The organism is Fodinibius sp. GM21, from assembly GCF_058386955.1.
The window spans coordinates 227,580-243,094 of sequence record NZ_JBYEIQ010000002.1; the positions used below are offsets into that span (position 1 = coordinate 227,580).

General features: G+C 50.3%; 16 protein-coding genes. 1 reads left to right on the forward strand and 15 read right to left on the reverse strand.

Features of this window, described 5'->3' with window-relative positions:
* Positions 1 to 106 precede the first annotated feature (106 nt).
* The 12 genes from ACT3IB_RS04845 to ACT3IB_RS04900 all read right to left on the reverse strand — a co-directional run bounded on the left by ACT3IB_RS04845 (position 107) and on the right by ACT3IB_RS04900 (position 6,515).
* Positions 107 to 577, reverse strand: coding sequence for a hypothetical protein (locus ACT3IB_RS04845; protein ID WP_095606386.1), 471 nt, complete (start codon positions 575 to 577; stop codon positions 107 to 109).
* A 108-nt stretch (positions 578 to 685) separates the two neighbouring features.
* Positions 686 to 1,045, reverse strand: coding sequence for a hypothetical protein (locus tag ACT3IB_RS04850; RefSeq protein WP_095606385.1), 360 nt, complete (start codon positions 1,043 to 1,045; stop codon positions 686 to 688).
* Positions 1,042 to 1,506, reverse strand: a complete 465-nt coding sequence (locus ACT3IB_RS04855; RefSeq protein WP_095606384.1) for a hypothetical protein — start codon at positions 1,504 to 1,506, stop codon at positions 1,042 to 1,044. The genes ACT3IB_RS04850 and ACT3IB_RS04855 overlap by 4 nt, the downstream gene beginning before the upstream one ends.
* A complete protein-coding gene (locus ACT3IB_RS04860) occupies positions 1,478 to 1,837 on the reverse strand; it encodes a hypothetical protein (RefSeq protein ID WP_095606383.1) in 360 nt (119 codons plus the stop codon). Before ACT3IB_RS04860 ends, ACT3IB_RS04855 begins: the two co-directional genes overlap by 29 nt.
* Positions 1,834 to 2,367: a hypothetical protein gene (locus tag ACT3IB_RS04865; protein ID WP_095606382.1), complete on the reverse strand. Its 534-nt coding sequence runs from the start codon at positions 2,365 to 2,367 to the stop codon at positions 1,834 to 1,836. The genes ACT3IB_RS04860 and ACT3IB_RS04865 overlap by 4 nt, the downstream gene beginning before the upstream one ends.
* A 309-nt stretch (positions 2,368 to 2,676) precedes the next feature.
* Positions 2,677 to 2,997 carry a hypothetical protein gene (locus ACT3IB_RS04870; protein ID WP_491537884.1) on the reverse strand — a complete coding sequence of 107 codons (321 nt, stop codon included), beginning with the start codon at positions 2,995 to 2,997 and terminating at the stop codon, positions 2,677 to 2,679.
* 8 nt (positions 2,998 to 3,005) lie between these two features.
* Positions 3,006 to 3,143 carry a hypothetical protein gene (locus ACT3IB_RS04875; RefSeq protein WP_491537885.1) on the reverse strand — a complete coding sequence of 46 codons (138 nt, stop codon included), beginning with the start codon at positions 3,141 to 3,143 and terminating at the stop codon, positions 3,006 to 3,008.
* 21 nt (positions 3,144 to 3,164) lie between these two features.
* Complete coding sequence (locus ACT3IB_RS04880) at positions 3,165 to 3,725, reverse strand: transglycosylase SLT domain-containing protein (protein WP_491537886.1); 561 nt, start codon at positions 3,723 to 3,725, stop codon at positions 3,165 to 3,167.
* A complete protein-coding gene (locus ACT3IB_RS04885; RefSeq protein ID WP_491537887.1) occupies positions 3,725 to 5,176 on the reverse strand; it encodes a hypothetical protein in 1,452 nt (483 codons plus the stop codon). The genes ACT3IB_RS04880 and ACT3IB_RS04885 overlap by 1 nt, the downstream gene beginning before the upstream one ends.
* Positions 5,177 to 5,180: 4 nt before the next feature.
* Positions 5,181 to 5,729 carry a hypothetical protein gene (locus ACT3IB_RS04890; protein ID WP_491537888.1) on the reverse strand — a complete coding sequence of 183 codons (549 nt, stop codon included), beginning with the start codon at positions 5,727 to 5,729 and terminating at the stop codon, positions 5,181 to 5,183.
* Between the two features lies 1 nt (position 5,730).
* A complete protein-coding gene (locus tag ACT3IB_RS04895) occupies positions 5,731 to 6,150 on the reverse strand; it encodes a hypothetical protein (RefSeq protein ID WP_342521054.1) in 420 nt (139 codons plus the stop codon).
* A 2-nt stretch (positions 6,151 to 6,152) separates the two neighbouring features.
* Entirely contained in the window at positions 6,153 to 6,515 is a 363-nt protein-coding gene (locus tag ACT3IB_RS04900; protein ID WP_491537889.1) for a hypothetical protein, read from the reverse strand.
* On the opposite strand from ACT3IB_RS04900, the gene ACT3IB_RS04905 reads away from it, so the two are divergent.
* Positions 6,507 to 6,716: a hypothetical protein gene (locus ACT3IB_RS04905; protein WP_491537890.1), complete on the forward strand. Its 210-nt coding sequence runs from the start codon at positions 6,507 to 6,509 to the stop codon at positions 6,714 to 6,716. The two genes, ACT3IB_RS04900 and ACT3IB_RS04905, sit on opposite strands and share 9 nt — an antisense overlap.
* Positions 6,717 to 7,005: 289 nt before the next feature.
* Here ACT3IB_RS04905 and ACT3IB_RS04910 read toward each other — a convergent pair whose 3' ends face one another.
* The 3 genes from ACT3IB_RS04910 to ACT3IB_RS04920 form a co-directional block, all read right to left on the reverse strand.
* Positions 7,006 to 7,626: a hypothetical protein gene (locus tag ACT3IB_RS04910; RefSeq protein ID WP_491537891.1), complete on the reverse strand. Its 621-nt coding sequence runs from the start codon at positions 7,624 to 7,626 to the stop codon at positions 7,006 to 7,008.
* 101 nt (positions 7,627 to 7,727) lie between these two features.
* Positions 7,728 to 8,171: a hypothetical protein gene (locus tag ACT3IB_RS04915; protein WP_491537892.1), complete on the reverse strand. Its 444-nt coding sequence runs from the start codon at positions 8,169 to 8,171 to the stop codon at positions 7,728 to 7,730.
* A 96-nt stretch (positions 8,172 to 8,267) separates the two neighbouring features.
* Positions 8,268 to 15,515, reverse strand: coding sequence for a helicase-like domain-containing protein (locus ACT3IB_RS04920; protein ID WP_491537893.1), 7,248 nt, complete (start codon positions 15,513 to 15,515; stop codon positions 8,268 to 8,270).

Genomic DNA, 15,515 nt, shown 5'->3' on the forward strand with positions numbered 1-15,515 from the left:
TTTTTGCTGTTATAGAGGGGCAAGCAGAACCGGCAGGATATAACTATTCCTTACCTGATTACATGACTTGCAAGTGAAATGGCGATATGGAAAGGGCTGGAACTACTTAGTTGTATAGAATACGGACAACCGTCTTGAGCGAAGCTGTTATCGTATCCTCAATCAAGGGAGGGACGTAAGAAACAAGTTGAAAGACCCGTGATTGCGGGAGGTTTTCAACCTTACTGTTCAAAATTCCATCAAGAAACTTGAGCGTGCGTTCCTGATCAAAACGTGTTGTTTGTTGTTCTTTTGCACAGTTCAGCGACAACGGTAAATCATGATGGTTGTCGAGATCTGCCTTTAGAGTAGGAGTAGTATGTTGATGTGCATCTTTGGCGTGTATCACATCTTCAGAAGGAATGCTCAAGAGGGAGCCGGCCTCAGACTCGATATTGATTTGCCCATCTTCTTCAAAGCAATAAACAAGGCTATCAACAAATCCGTGGATGCTTAAAAAATGCAATCCAAACAGGAAAAGGAGGGCAAGCGTTATGCCCTTGAGGCTTTTCTTGTATGTGGATTTAATCTGCTGCATTTGTGAAATCTTTTAAATCAAACCCAAAGTTACGGAATAGCTGAGAGGGAAAAAAGCAAAAAAGCAGTCTTTGTTAAATGAGACTGCCTTTTTTAAGAAGGGATTATGTCACCCAAATAATTTATTAAATACCTTCCGAATTAATCCACCTACACGGATCAATATTTTTCCACCAAACTGATCAATTGTAATTCGCAGTTCATGTAGGAACAGATCTAGCAGGCGTCCTTTTTCTTTGGGAGAGAGCTTGCTTCCTTTCTCGCTTTTAGGATCTGTGTATTGGGCATACAAGCGAAGAATTCTTTGGGCTTTTTCAAATAAGGCACGGATTTGAACCGAGGCAGACAGTGCAATCATGCCGAGGATAACCACCCCAATTTCGGCCAAATTATTTGGAACCAGTAGGCCTGATAGCCAATCTGTACTGAGTAGAACTAAAATGAATAAGAAAGATAGAATTGTAATCATCGTTTTTTCTTTGATTTATGGGATTTGTAGTGGGAAATATCTTCGACTTTGACTTTTAGATCAGAGTAGTCATCATCAAACAAGGAGTTACCGGGAATCCTGTGACTTTGATTCTTTTGCATTTGTTTTAGCCACTGTTGCCCTAAAACCTTGGCTTGATGGTCGGATAAGCCATCGCCTTTTCCTTTTAGTAGCTCATCAACAGGATAGGTCTGCGTGGCCCCCGATGAGATAGCGACCATCCCATAGAGATATCCGATTATCTCCAGGATGGAGAGAATGAGCAGTAGGGTGGTATCAATACTAGAGGCAGAGAGTCTACCTGTCGACAGTAGTCCGGAAATGGTGAGACTGGCTATCCCGCTTTTTACGATTCCCCTACCTTTTTCGGGCGTTCTTTTTTTGAAAAGACCAATTAAGGTGGGGACCGCCTTAATTATCGGAGTTAGTATTTTGTGCATCAGTAGTGTCTTTTGAGGTTGGGGATTTTAATCGGTTGATCCGGCGTGGGATGAGTTCAAATTCGATAGATCGAATTCGCTGGTTATGATCGTCAAAGCGACTGTCCGTACGCTGGACATGGGTTTCCAGGCTCTTTTCCAATTTGCTTAGGTTATCAGCCTGTACCTTCACTTTCTCGTTAATGCCAATCATCAGCTCATACCATTTCTTAATTTCGGCGGTCTGATTATTGATGGAATCGTAGATGCCGGTCAAAAACAGGCAAATGATCGTGGTGACAATCAGTTCCTTGTATTTTTGGAAAAAGCCATCTTCTTGGGAGTTGTTCATGGGCCGTACCTCCTTATCGCTTCATCCAGCGTAATGGATTGCTTATTGGATTTGCAATGGAAGATGCCACTGGCAAGTGATTGGTAGTAATAGTGGCCGTCAATTCGTAGCCACCGTAGCGGACGCTGGGAATGACTGTTCCCTGCCCATCCATCCACGTGCAAACCGATAGCCGGTATGTTGTTACCTTCTTTGTTGGTGTAGCTCCAATCAAAGTACAAGCCTACGCCGTTAAATCCCCAAGTGGTGGCCAGTAGCCAGTGTTGGAGAGCGGAAGGTTGACTTTCAAGCCATTGGTCAAAAAGTAGTACATCAAATGCCATTCCGTGGCCGTGGGATTTTTGGTCTCCTTTTCGCCAGGCGGAGCTAATAAGGGTCGACAGGCCATGCCACCGGCGCCAGGCCAAAAAGGAGCGTAAAAACCCAATGTCCATGCGTTTGACGGTTCCGGGACCCTGGATTTCGAGTTCGCCGATAGAGAAGTGGTTGCCGTAGCTGTCCAGCAGTGCGTTATAATCCTGGGTATTCATTACTTCTTCCCTCTTGTGGCTATAAGTAATAGGCCAAGGGCTGCTAACCCGCCGACAACTTTTACTGGCGTTGGTATTTCGCTGTTTATGTACTTTTTAGCTTCATTGATGAGATCTTCTTGGGTCTCACTGTTGGTTTTGTCTTGGCTTGATTCACCCAAGCCTGTTTGGCATCCGCAATCGCTTTGCAGGTACCCGGACCCATTCGCTAATGAGTGATCTGTGCAGCCGCAACCGCATGACTGGTCGGAGGAATGTAATGTATGTTCCATGATAGAGTTGTAATGAGTTGGTTATCGTTGAATGGAGTTAAAAGAGAAGTTTCCAGAGCAACAGGCCGGATATAGTTGCCCCACCTGCTGCGGCGTGTGTTTTCTTGATCTGCATGCCACCGATCGTTATTGACCCGTCCAGAAAACCACTGTTGGTACTTGGTGAGCTGCTTTGCGCGAACGATTTAGTTGCCAGTTTCTTCTTTTGAGAAGATGTTTTTGCCGTTGACTTCTGTTTGGGTCGGGTCTTCACGTTCGTAGTGACAGGTGGTTTCCTGGCCGGTTTAACCCTGACAGGCCGAGGGGCCGGAATGGGACTACGGTGTTCAATGACCGGATCCAGAACCGGCCTCTTCATAATGGGGGTTATTCTAGGTTTTGGAGAGGGTCTTCGGGACCCAGAAACGGTTCTGAGGGGCGTCCTGATTTGGGTCGCGGGGCGTAGCCTTTGGTGTCGGATAGCGGGTAGGCGTCCCAAACCCTCTGGACTAGTCTGTTCGGCATCGATATAATGGGAATCAGTGGTCATAATTTCTGTGGGTTGATATAGTTATAGGTAAGAAGTGCCACTACACTTAATGGCAGCAGGTACGCCGACAGGCTAACGGCTTTGGAGAGGCCGAGTAGCTGGCTGATAAGCTGTTTCCGCTGTAGGACATCGCGGCTGTAGTCCCGTCCAGTGGTTGCCGAATCCGGTGGTAGTCCCGCGTAAATGGCGGTACGCACTTTGTTTGGACCAGCGTTATAGGCCGCTACGGCCCGGCCGGTATTTCCGTTAAACTGCTGAAGAAGTTTTGCCAGGTACTGGGCCCCATAATTAATGTTGGATTGGTGGTCAAAGGGGCTGTGACTCTCGGTAAACCCGGGATGATATCGCCGGTCAATTTGCATGATTCCAATGCCATTGCCCCGGTCTCCGGTGCCATCGGGAGAAAGGGCAAGTCCCATTCGGCTTTCCCGGGAGGCTATGGCCAAGAGCAATACCAGGGGCAGGCCATATCTTTTTGACACTTCCGTGAAGTAGGGCATCAGGCCACGCATGCGCACGTAGGTAAGTTCGGTTGACAAGGAAAGTGAGCTGGCCATTAGACAACCATTTTGATCTTATAGTTGACCTTGCGCATCTGTCCGGCCATGATGGTAAATTGATCGGCTGGCGCCAGGGCCCGGCGGGCTACCAGTTTCGGCATCCATTCGTCATAGTCATCCCCACGGTTGGCGTAAATACCTACCTCCTTTATGGTGATGTCGGTAGTGCCCCTGTTTTCAAACACGCGCGCCAGGTTGAAGTGCGCTTCATTATTGACCTCATCAATGGTTACCTGGTCATCGATGAGCATGCCGTGATGGATGAGCTCTCCGTCTCCGCTGCCATGGATGATACCTCCGAGGTTATAAGGAGTCTCTTGCGTGGCATCGGGAGAAAGGTCAGCGTCTGTCATAGAGACAAATTTATTGCTTTGGCCCAGCCGGAGTCCCAGGTGCCACCCTTTATTGACTTCCGAAGCCCGGCGCTCTAGGGAGGTCATTGAAGTTCCACCCCCGCCGATACACATCAGGTCCCGCCAGTTGGTATTGGTGTTTTCGACCGCTTGTTTTCGTAGGGCTCCAACAAATTCAGCGGTGAATCCCCCGTTGGAACCATTGAGGTTGGTATCCTGATTGAAGTTTTCCAGCTCAAACCGGCATTCATAATCCAAGGTCAGCGTTTTGCCGTTTGGAAGGTTCAGAGCTGCAGGCAACACGTCGCGGGCATAGAGGGTAGCAATAGTGTTAATTTCATGACGGTTGACATTAATATGTGTCATCAGTCCCATTTCTGTGATAGCTAGGTCACCCCCGGATCCGTTGGTGAATGGAGCCGAAACGGTAAAGACACTTTTCTGCTGGTCGGTTACCACGCCGGAAACCGAACGGGCTCCCCGAGCCAGTAGTGCGTCAATAGGATTGTGCAGGCCCACGTCAGATATGCTTACGGGGCGGCTGCCTTGCCCAATGGTGGGTAAAATAACGCGAAAAGGTGGGCAGTAGCTTTCGGTAGTCGTAATGGGATGGTAGTGCTTGGCAATGACTTGCGCCTGATCGGCCACATAAGTCGCCGGATCAAAATTCGTAGGCGCGTCTTTCAAGCGGATATAATAGTCGCCGTGTGTGGCTTCAACCTGCCAGGTGCCGTTGATTTGCGGGACAGAGTTGCACCCCCAAATATGAACCCATACTGGTTTTTCCCCGTTGGGATTGACCCCGTGCATGCCACTAAAAATGTATTCTAAATAGTACTGACTATAGATTTCCAGCGCCCCATCCGTAATATGCAGGGAGGTGATTTTTCCATCCTGCACGTAATCGTCGCCGGGGCTAATCAGACGATCCGTCTTACCGCCATGCATCATCCCGTGAACGTCGCGCAGAAGATTGCCCACGAACGACTCGCAGTGCATCCGAAACAGGTGCTCCCCGTCGATGCTAACGTTACAAAACAGGTCCATTCCTGATTTCGGGGTGCCAATAGAAAGGGTTTGATTGATGCTATTCATAAGGTTAGCTAATAATGGTAATGGGGTTGGTGGTGGCATTGCTGCTGGTGGCTCCCGTCAGCTCCGACAGGTTGTGTGTTGTTAATCCACTTGTGATGGGTTGCGAGGTCGCTTCCGGCTGGTGGTCCGCTCGGATATCTGTCACTGGATTGCAAAGCAGATGTCCCTCTTGGCCCTCGATAGGTTGCAGCTCCAAGATGACCTGGCCGGTCGGAGACTGGGTAGTCCGCTGGACATCATCAGGCGTAATGACCGAATAAATACGAGATTGGCCGACCTGCCCACCTGCGGTCTTGGATCGAACCCGGAAGTAATGGCGGGCATCCAGATAGGTGATGGGGAAGTAGAGCGTATGATAACGCAGCATCTCTGACGGCTCCCGATGATATTCAGGAGTCGTAGCCAGATTTTCCGGATCCAAGCCCCAGTCCATTTGGGAGGAGGCTTTTTTGCCGGTCGCCCACGAGACCTGGATGGAGCCGTCAACCAGCATGCCACTGACGACCCGCATTTTAAATCCTTCGCTAAACTCTTTACCCGTAATTTCGCTCATGTCAGGCGCTCCAGAAAATTTCGGTTACGAGGGCTTTCGAGGTTTCCAGGGCTCCGGAATCCTCATCCCATAGCCCCATCATGCCCCCTTTGTAGAGTTCTTTGAACTGGCGTTCGTCCATGTGGAGCGTTTCGCCAGGCTTGAGTTTGAAGGTATAATAGCGCCCGTCAATACGGTTCTCATCCAGAGCAATCATAAATTCTCCATCGCTGCTATTATGGATGATGACACCCAGACGCATCGGATTCGAGTTAACCAATTTTACGGGATTGGTGGTTTGTTTTAATACCGGCGAAATAGAGGTTCCAATTCGCCTGCTTCCCTGCAAGCCCACTGAGATATTATTACCACGAAGTTCAAGCAATAGTGTATCCAGCTTTTGGGTCAGCTCGCAGAGAGATGCGATTAAGGCGTTCCACATAGTTATACCTCCAGTGGTTTGCTATCAGCTTGTTGGACAGCGTATGCTTCACAGAGGAAACTTACGTTGGCCTGCGAGGGGCCTTTGTTGGACGCATACACCTGAAATGGCATGTTTGAACCAATGATAAACGGCACGTTGGCATAGAATTGGCTGAACTCATCATTGAGCTGCTCGACAAATACTTCATTGCGGATGGTGGTATTATATACCTTTAGGCTGGCGGTGATATCACCGGGTCGGTCGCTGCTCATGGCCAGGCGTCGGGCTTCCACGTCAATGCTCTTAGCCTTGACACCCAGGTCAATATTCACAGCCCCTGACGGCAAGCTCGCTTGCCCATACAAAAAGCGTGGTTGTGGCATCGGGGAACCGATTTCCTCATAAATCGCGGTGAGTTTAGCCAGCCCAAAATGATCGAATCCGATCACTTCAATATTGATGGTCTGTGGAGCGCTGTGGGTATTGGTAAGTTCAAAGACGAGGCTGTTGCTTTTCTGAATGATAAATGGGGCAAGCAGGCCATCGATGCGTTGGAAAAGCCGGTGGACGACGGCAAGCTGTAGGTCACGAAACAGGTATAGGTCTTCATTCAGCCGTGCCGATACCAGCACCTTGTCCATGTTTGGAGCATAAGGGAGAATTCGGCGAACCCCGAAGCTTTCCCCGCCCATCCCGTTCATGATAATATGCCCACTAGCTCCCGCCGGAAGATCAACCGATTTGGCTGGATTGAAGGGCGTAGATTCGGTAGGTGGAATAAAATTCTTTACAATCTTCATCGCTGATACGTTAAAGGATTAGAGCAATATTGAATAACCGGCAACGGCCCCGGGCCGCTGCCGGTTAGAGAGGTTATTTTTCGGGCTTCATTTCAGCAACGACAATGCTTGCGCGCAGGTACAACAGGCCTTGGCCGGAGGTCACCCAGTCGTTATCACTTGGGAATACCGAGGCATCCTCGAAATGAACTGCCAGCGATAAGGTTTGATTAACGGCAAGGTCGAACGGATCGGCCAGGCGATACTCGTCAGCGGATTTAAGAGAAGCGATGCGCTTGAAGACCACCGGAGCATCTACGGTATTGGCCGTACCCGCTACCATGTGCATGCCCGTGCCGGAAAAGTTGGAATGCTTGGAGATGGGTACCCGCAAAAATTCCTTGTTATCGTTGTCGGCCTGTAAGATACAGCCGGCATCTTTGAGGGAGTTCACGATAGCCCGCGCGTCGATATTGTTGGCCTCATCATCTTCGATGAACTGTTTGGTCACCTCGAAGGAAAGGGCAAGGATGCGCCGCTTGAGCTCGCCCGGGAAGGGGTTGCCCACGTAATTGTTGCGGGTGATCTTCCGTGTGGAGTTTGGAGGGAAGAAGTTAAGGACAGCGCCGTTCTGTTCTACTTTTTGCGTGTCAAAGTAGGTTTTGATGCGCGCGCTGGCAGGTACAATTGCTTTTTTAGTAATTTGGTTGCTCATAGCTTGTAGTGTTAAAGAGATTTTAGTTGGGCCAGTTGGCCATTTAGCTTATTCCCGTAAGCAGTCTCTGGGCAGTGAGAGCTATGAGTAAAAAGAGGGGGTTATACCTCCACGGTTTCCTCAATGATGTTTTCGATTTGGGATACGTGGCCGGTTTGCTGGGGAAGCGAGGTCGCAGGCGCGGTTGGCGCGGGAATGTCTTGGTCATCCCACAGGTATTCGCTTCCTTCCATCAGGCCTTGGGAGGGCGTCCAGTCGGGCATGACGAACTTGATCAGCTCCATCACGCCTTGCACGCCGAGGCCCATGGCCAAGCCGCGAAGGTGAGCGTTCTTGGTAAACATGGTGAAGACCATGCCGAGCGTAAGGGGCAGGCCAACGCGGGCCGCTTGCTGGACGGTGGCTGAGCTTCCGCCAAGAATAGCGGGAACGGCCAGCCCGTTGAGCTGTGCACCAATTGCCTGGCCGCCCACAATATATCCGGCAGTGATAAGCTGCTGCTTGAATTCGCCGACAGCCTTTTCGGTAGTTGTTTGTTTTGCCATAGTTGCAGTTTTTGGGGTTGTTGGGTTTTCGATTATATCCAAGTGGGTTGGATTTTTTGCAAATATTCGTTGGGTCATGGGAATGGTATTAAGGGATTAGTTGAGAATTCCTCGTCCGTCGATATTTAGGTTGGTTATGATATACACGTCTCCATATTGGAAGATTGGGCGCTTACCGTCATCGAAAAAGTGATAGTACTGGTGGTTCTCACCTTTCTTGTCCCCGGAGTATATCACCTTGTCGCTGCCGTACATGATGCGCTCAGCGTGGCCGATGGAAACAAGTTCGGCATCAGTTGGAGGGAATAGCTCGTAATCATATCCGTCGGCAGGGAAGTGGTGGAACTCCTCATACATCTGTTCGGCCTGATCATTTTCAAAGGCTCCTTTTAGTAACTTCATCCGGTGTGTAGGAAAGGCAAAAAGCGTCGTGCCCTCCCCGTCGATGATCATCGCCAGATCCTGATTCTCTGAAAGAATGCGCTGCATAAACCCTTTGGTGTCGATGAATTCCAGTTCGCCCACGGTTCCAGCATACGCCAGGGGTTCCTCGTATAAGGTTTTGAGCGGTCTGGGAAGCGCCCTGTTCTTTCCGGGTGCTGATCTGTTGGGACGGATATTGTCAGGTTCTGGCGTGTCGCGATAAATACCGACCTCACGTACACGAACAGTCCCTTTTATTCCATAGGTGGGCGCTATGCGATTGAGTTCTTCATAGAGCTCCGCGCGGTCGGTGAATTTGGTTTTAACCAGCTCGTTGACTACATCTTGCAGGCGGGTGACCGTTTCTTGGTTGGATTTCAGGTTGGCCTGAGCCCGGGCAAGCTCGGTTCGGGTTTGCTCGTGGGTATTCTCCAGTTCCTTTAGAGTTTTCTTCGAGCGGGCCAGCTCGGCGGTGATCTGTTCGATACGGGCCTGGGCGGACTGTTGCCATCCTTTTTCGAGGGCCAAGAATAGGTCGGCCAGTTTGTTTTTAATGATGGGCAGCCAGCGTTGGGTTTTGTACATGCCCAGCTTCTGTTTTATGTGATCAAAGGTCACTTCCGCCCCGTCTGGGTTTGTAGCCTGTTTTTCGGCTTCGATATCTACTTCGTAATAGGCGTAAAAATCTGTCTCATCGGCAATGATATTACCCTTGTTACCGGCCAGGCTTCGGCCCGACTGCACCGGCTCGTCCATGCTCCAACCGAAGGCATCCCCCAGCTGCTGGCTGGCCATCTGCTTGATGGAGCTCCATTTGATCTTGTTATAAAAGCTTCGGTTTGGAGCGTTGGGGTCTGGGATAAGACTAAACAGCACCCGCCCGTTTGCATTATTTTTTGGTACTTCAAGCGTAAGCTCGTGGCGGAACCGGGGAATGCGCTTGCCGTCGGAAGACAGGTTATTTTCAATGGTCCCAACTTCCCCGCTGTAATCCAGCCAGCCCACTCGTATAAGCTCTTGCTCCAAGGCCTCGGCCCCTGAGGCCGGAAGATCCGAATCAATAAGGGATTGCTCACGGGCAATAGCAGATTCCATACGCTCGGAGCGTTTGGTTACGTCCCCGCTTGCTTGCCCCAGGGAAGACTCCAGGCGCTGTGTCTCACTGAGCAGCGACTCAATACGGCTTTTCAGGACTTTTGTTTGGGCTTTGGACTGGAAAAATTCTTTGACTCGTGGGTCGGAGTTGGTAGCAGCTACCATTTGCTCGTATTCCAGGGATTCTCCCTCGGAGTCGGCAGAGGTTTCCCGTCCGTCTCCAAAGAACAGTTCGTCAATCCAGCTTTGCTTCTTGCTGACCAGCTCCAGGCGGTACTGATCAAACGAATCCTTCATCAGGTAAAAGTGGATGTTCACTTTTCCGTGTTGGTTGCCCTGCCGTAGCCCGCGCCCGTTGCGCTGCTGAATTTGCGAAGGGGTATAGGGCACGTCCATGTGATGCAGGTCAGTGGTCCATTTTTGCAGGTTCATCCCTTCGGCGATAGACTGGTTGCCGATAAGCACGCGGTATTTGCCCAAGTTAAAATCATCCTGCACCTGTTTTTTGAGCGCTTCTTTATCATCGGAGGAGGAGACGAAATAGTCATCCCCTTTGGGGCCGGTGCCAATAATGGAGCCGTTAATTATGGCTATTTCCTTAGCTGGAATACCTGCTTCGGCCAGCTCCTCTTTTATCAGCTGATGATAGCTACCGCCTTTTTGGCCTTCCACGGAGATCCAATCGCAGAAGATGATTTGATTACGGAATACAGGAGTCGCCGGATTCTTGCGCCCGCTATAAAGGGCCTGAACAATCATCACCGCTCGGTCAAAGGTTTCTTCCATCGAGTCCGATCCATCGGAGAGCTTCTTGCGCTGTTTTTCGATTTTATTCAGCAAGAACTGCTTGCCAACGGGTACTGCGTGCAGATCGCCTTCGGTGGCCTGGATTTCTTGGGCGATCTCCTCAAAGTGACCCAGAGCTTTTAGCTCCTTAATAAGATTGTGGCGGGACTGGCCTTGGTATGGATTCGGATTTTCTCTTACGGCAGTTACTTTGGAAAAGAAATCGCCATAGATGCTCTCGGGTACCCTGCTTGGAGCAGGATTTGCGCGGGTAGCATAACTTTCGGCAACGTTATCCACCAGGGCTCCGAGCTTTAGGAACTTGCCATCCACGCCGGAAAAGCTGCTGTCATAGACGCGGAGGTCGGTCGCAATTTTGCTGCCATCGCCGGTAATAACCAGAAAATTGTCTTTGGTTTGGCATCCGCGCTGGCGCATGCAGTCCAGGATGTTATCGGCCCGGAGAATAATATCGTCAAAGAGCAGCTTGTGAATTTCGCTGGGCTCAATGACCTGCTGCTTGGTTTCGGCTTCGGGGCGCTTGAATTTCGGTTTTAGCCCTTGATAATTGCCCTCGTTATCGGTTACAATTTCGCCTGATTTATCTCGAAGGTAGTCCGGGAATTTCTCATAGAAGCCAACCAGCTGATCATAGCTTTTGATGTCCATGACTTCATCGATAATGGCCCGCATTTCAGGCAGGTTGTAATAACCAGCCACCACGCGCTCGGTTCGGTACTCTCCGTTGGTCTTTTTGACGATCTTTTCTTCCTCGCGGACAAACTGATTGATAAAGTTGTCTAGGTTGGCAATCTGATATTTCTCCAACAGGTCCGGGGCGCAGAGGTTGAGCATGTGCCAAACCTCCACCGGGGAATTCACCACCGGCGTAGCGGTAAGCACAAACACGTTTCGGTAACCCACTTTTGAAAACAGCCACTTCGTTTTTTGGAGGGCGTCTTCGGCTCGTTGAGAGGGTTTATTTGCGGCGATGCCCAGTTTAGCGGCTTTCGCGCTGCCCAGGGCATTTTTGTAGAAGTGGGCCTCGTCAAAGAATAGGGCATCCACGCCCAGCTCATCAAAAAAGATGTCGGTATCCAGGCGCTGGGCACTGGCCACGTTGCGGAGCTTGGCCTCCCACTCTTCTTTCATCTTCTCCAGGCGCGTCACCATCGACTTTTTGGCCGTGGAGCTGAGCGCATCGTCTTCTTCGATAAGCGCGTCAAAGTTTTCGATCATCTGATCAAAATACTCTACACGCTCCGAGTACATTTGCTGCTGCACCGATGGAGAGAGCGGCAGGCTCTTGAAGGCGTGGTCGGCAATAAAGATCGCATCCCAGTTGTAGAGTTGGGCCATGGTCAGTTCCTTATGGCGGTCTTTCCCTGCCATCTTCATATTTAGGATTTTCGCATCGGGGAATAGCATGGAATATTCTTCGACCCATTTTTCCTGCACTTTTCCGGGTACGACAAACAGCGGTTTTCGGCAGGCACCCTGCTGGGCCAGCACCTGCGAGGTAATAATAGAGGCTAGCGTCTTTCCGGCGCCTACGTCATGGCAGTTGGCCCCGCGTCCGTTCCAGACTAACTTTTCGGCCACCGCTCGGTTATGCTTATACACCGTAAAACCTTTGACCCCATAGAAGGTGTCCGACATGCCACGAACGCGAAGGGTGGCCCCGTCAAATTGCGGGTTGATATGAGCATTATACTCATGGTTGTAGGCCTGCTCGATCAGCTCGCGAATTTCCGTGGAGGCTTTGGTGCGCACCCACTGGTTGAACTTTTGGGGAACGCGCGTGAGCATCTGGTCATTATGGGTGCGTTGTTTGGCGCGGGACCGCTCGATAAGAGCTACAAGCCCTTTCTGTTCGGCATATTTCAGGGTCATATTGGGTATGACGTTGTCATCCTCATCATAGAAAACCAGAGGGAAACTTGAATCCTGAATATAGTTGTTGATAATTTTGCTGAAGGGCGTCTGTCCCCAACCCTGGTTCCAGTCATCTTGGGTTTCCCCGCCGCTGGCCACATACCGCCCCGCTTTGCGGAGTTTCATATAGAAGCGATTGCCGAGGTCGGCTTTGTCTTTGACGAGTCCAATGTGTACGTCCCGGTAACCCAGCTCATCTTTTATCCACTGGGTAAGCACTTTCGTTGGCAAGTAGGTGAAAATGTGGCGCGGATCGACGGTAATGCTGTAGGCGTCAATCCACTCAGGGAGAACCGTCTTCAGGGCCTCGGTATTTTTCTCCAGCTGGTTGTCTTCGGCTATCTGCAATTTCTGCCGAACATTTCCGGCCAGATATTGGTAGCGGAATTCGTAGCCATTAGACTCGGGGTTATAAAAGAAATCTGGATGGTCCTCGATAGCTTCGGTGAGCTCGGTCCGACTGGCCGTACCGCCTTTGTAGGTTGACTGGTAGAAATCAAGCGAAAGCTCTTCACCGATGGATCGACCATACATAGCAATTTCGGCCAGGTCATCGGAGTCGGAAACCGCTGGCACGTAGTTTTGATTAAACATCGAGTCGGCATCGATAATATCGGCATAGACCAGCTCCTCGCTGATCGGATCACGCTTAACAAAGGTCGTCAGTTTGTACAACCGGTTGTCGTAGCGGAATATCTCGCGGATGTCTTCATCTTCGTCTGGAATGCCGTAGGCATCGATATGGGTGGCAAGGAGATGCTTAAACTCCTGGCGCAGTGGCTGTTTTTGCTCGCTGTCTTGGGCCAGCGCCGTCACGAAATCATCATAGGTGTCGAGCATCTGGCAAGCCGAGGCGATTTTTTCGCGCAACCCTTCGCCTGCTTTGTCCTTGCTTCCTACAGCAATAGGTTTAAAATAGTGGCGCTGTTTTTCATAGAATTTCCCATCATGGTGAATGATATTCCCGGCGTGATAATCTCTTGCTGTATTCAACCGGACTCCCTCATCGGGGATGCGGTAGAATTCCATTGGGATTGGGAGCTCGTAGGGAAACTGAAGGCCATCTTTCACCACCCGGTCGGTAAGCTTATTATCGACTTTGCCTTTTACGCCCATGCGAGTGAGAAACTGCATGTCGTGGCCTTGAATATGCTCACCTAATACTTGTTGGGGATACTTTTGGTAGTAGGGATTATAGTAGGCCCCGTAGGATTCGCCGTTATGTTCGGTGATGCTGACGGCGAGCTCCTGGTGGGCAAACAATCGATTGAGTTCACTAGTGACATCAGGGTGCTGCTCCCCGTCAAAGTCAGGATACTTCTGAAACAGGAGCAGATCCGTGGTCACAAGGGTATCGGCATTATCTTTAAAAGCGGTCGAGGGCAACCGGTAGGCGCCCACAAATCGGGCGCGTTGGACCATAGCCTGTCGGATGGCTGGATCTTTTTTGTCCATCGTACCGACCGAGGTGATCACCGCCATAAAACCGCCGGGCTGAAGAGCCTCCAGAGACTTCAAGATAAAGTAGTCGTGGATGCGCGGATTTAGGTGAGCCAGCGGGTCGCGCTGGGTATGAATTTTTATATCTCCAAAGGGGACATTGCCTATGGCGCCGGTAAGATTGTATAGCGATAGATCGGTCTCAGCAAAGTTTTGGTGTTTAACTAACTGGTTAGGGTATAGGAGCCGAGCAATACGAGCGCTCACTGCAGACCGCTCAACCATCAACATACGATAGCTGTCGGTATTAGGCAGAAATCCCGCAAAATTTCCAATGCCTGAGCCGGGCTCTAATATGTTGCCACCGTCCACACCCATAGCATGGAGTTTATCCCAAATTAGCTGTATCAACGGGTAGGAGGTGTAATGCTCGTTGAGTAGCCCGCGCTCGGTGCCGGTGCGATCCTCCCCGTACCCCAATCCACCAGCTCCAGTATATCGGCGAAGGGTGTCCAGGTCGGATTCAGTGATAGCGCGATCTTCCTTTTCCAAGACGGCAAGAGCTGCTTCATTGGCCCGACGACGCTCGGACTTGGATAATTTGATCGGATCGTAATTTTTCAAGGTAAGGTCAGAAAAATCGCTTCCATATTCGGTTTCTCCCGCGCGATCTTCGGAGGCTTGGTATGATTGGTCGTCTTCAATTTTAGTTGTTAGGTCCTCACTTGTGGCATCTTCAAAGATTAGGTCAAAGTCGACGCCAATAATATTCCCATGCTCGCGAAACAGGTCTAAGGCCTGATCGCGATGTTCTATTGGAAATTTATCTAATGAAAAAGCCAGTGCTAATTTCTTCACCGTTTCAGTGAAGGATTCCCGGAGCACCTGCAGCTCGCTGGAAGGATTGTTGCGGGTAGCCAGCTGTTGGTTCAATTTTGTGGGGCTGCCCAGAAGATTATCGATTACCTTTGCGGCCTCCTTATTTCCCTGGTCTGCTTGCCAGGCCAAATCGGTTAGGTGCTGCATTCGTGTGGTGTTAAGTGTATTGGATTTATAAGGCTTGTGAGCCGCATTAGCGATTTGCGCCATACGCTGGGTTCTCACCTGAACCTCGACCGGAATATCACCGGCGGTGCCAGCCATTACGATGAAGTGATGCGCCCGATAGCCACCGACGGGTTCGGCGTATTTATCTTCATGTTCAAATACTTCTCCAACAGCTCCTGAAGCAATTTTTCGGGTTACTTGATCAAGCTCAGCTTGGTCGGCCAACACGATCATACATCCAGCCATATCGGTCAAGCCTTGCATGTAGTGTTCGCCAGCGCCAGCCTGCTTGATATCTCCCTTGATACGCTTTCGACGCAATTTGTTGATCACTGAGTACGGAGATTTAACCCGTCCTTTTATTGTGGCTTTCGGTTGCAAGCCGGTGAGCTTTTCTATTACTTGGTCCAAGGCCTGCTGGTAGTCGCCACGTAGTGCAATTAGCTGTTTGATTTCCTCGGTGAGTTTGACTTCTTCGACGGTATCAGTATCACCGGCCAGCTGCGGGTTGGGATCGTCGGCGTTGGGAATCCCGTCGCCATCGAAATCACCAAATATGCCGGGGTAATCATCGGTTGTAATGTCGTCAAAAGGAGTAACAGTCGGATTGTCTCGCAT

Coding starts and splice junctions, on each gene's coding strand:
- ACT3IB_RS04895 (WP_342521054.1), bottom strand. CDS start 6,150: ATGTGGAACGCCTTAATCGCATCTCTCTGCGAGCTGACCCAAAAGCTG.
- ACT3IB_RS04850 (WP_095606385.1), bottom strand. CDS start 1,045: ATGATTACAATTCTATCTTTCTTATTCATTTTAGTTCTACTCAGTACA.
- ACT3IB_RS04885 (WP_491537887.1), bottom strand. CDS start 5,176: ATGAATAGCATCAATCAAACCCTTTCTATTGGCACCCCGAAATCAGGA.
- ACT3IB_RS04860 (WP_095606383.1), bottom strand. CDS start 1,837: ATGAACAACTCCCAAGAAGATGGCTTTTTCCAAAAATACAAGGAACTG.
- ACT3IB_RS04915 (WP_491537892.1), bottom strand. CDS start 8,171: ATGGCAAAACAAACAACTACCGAAAAGGCTGTCGGCGAATTCAAGCAG.
- ACT3IB_RS04865 (WP_095606382.1), bottom strand. CDS start 2,367: ATGAATACCCAGGATTATAACGCACTGCTGGACAGCTACGGCAACCAC.
- ACT3IB_RS04875 (WP_491537885.1), bottom strand. CDS start 3,143: ATGCCGAACAGACTAGTCCAGAGGGTTTGGGACGCCTACCCGCTATCC.
- ACT3IB_RS04900 (WP_491537889.1), bottom strand. CDS start 6,515: ATGCCACAACCACGCTTTTTGTATGGGCAAGCGAGCTTGCCGTCAGGG.
- ACT3IB_RS04880 (WP_491537886.1), bottom strand. CDS start 3,725: ATGGCCAGCTCACTTTCCTTGTCAACCGAACTTACCTACGTGCGCATG.
- ACT3IB_RS04845 (WP_095606386.1), bottom strand. CDS start 577: ATGCAGCAGATTAAATCCACATACAAGAAAAGCCTCAAGGGCATAACG.
- ACT3IB_RS04890 (WP_491537888.1), bottom strand. CDS start 5,729: ATGAGCGAAATTACGGGTAAAGAGTTTAGCGAAGGATTTAAAATGCGG.
- ACT3IB_RS04910 (WP_491537891.1), bottom strand. CDS start 7,626: ATGAGCAACCAAATTACTAAAAAAGCAATTGTACCTGCCAGCGCGCGC.
- ACT3IB_RS04920 (WP_491537893.1), bottom strand. CDS start 15,515: ATGCGAGACAATCCGACTGTTACTCCTTTTGACGACATTACAACCGAT.
- ACT3IB_RS04855 (WP_095606384.1), bottom strand. CDS start 1,506: ATGCACAAAATACTAACTCCGATAATTAAGGCGGTCCCCACCTTAATT.
- ACT3IB_RS04870 (WP_491537884.1), bottom strand. CDS start 2,997: ATGAAGAGGCCGGTTCTGGATCCGGTCATTGAACACCGTAGTCCCATT.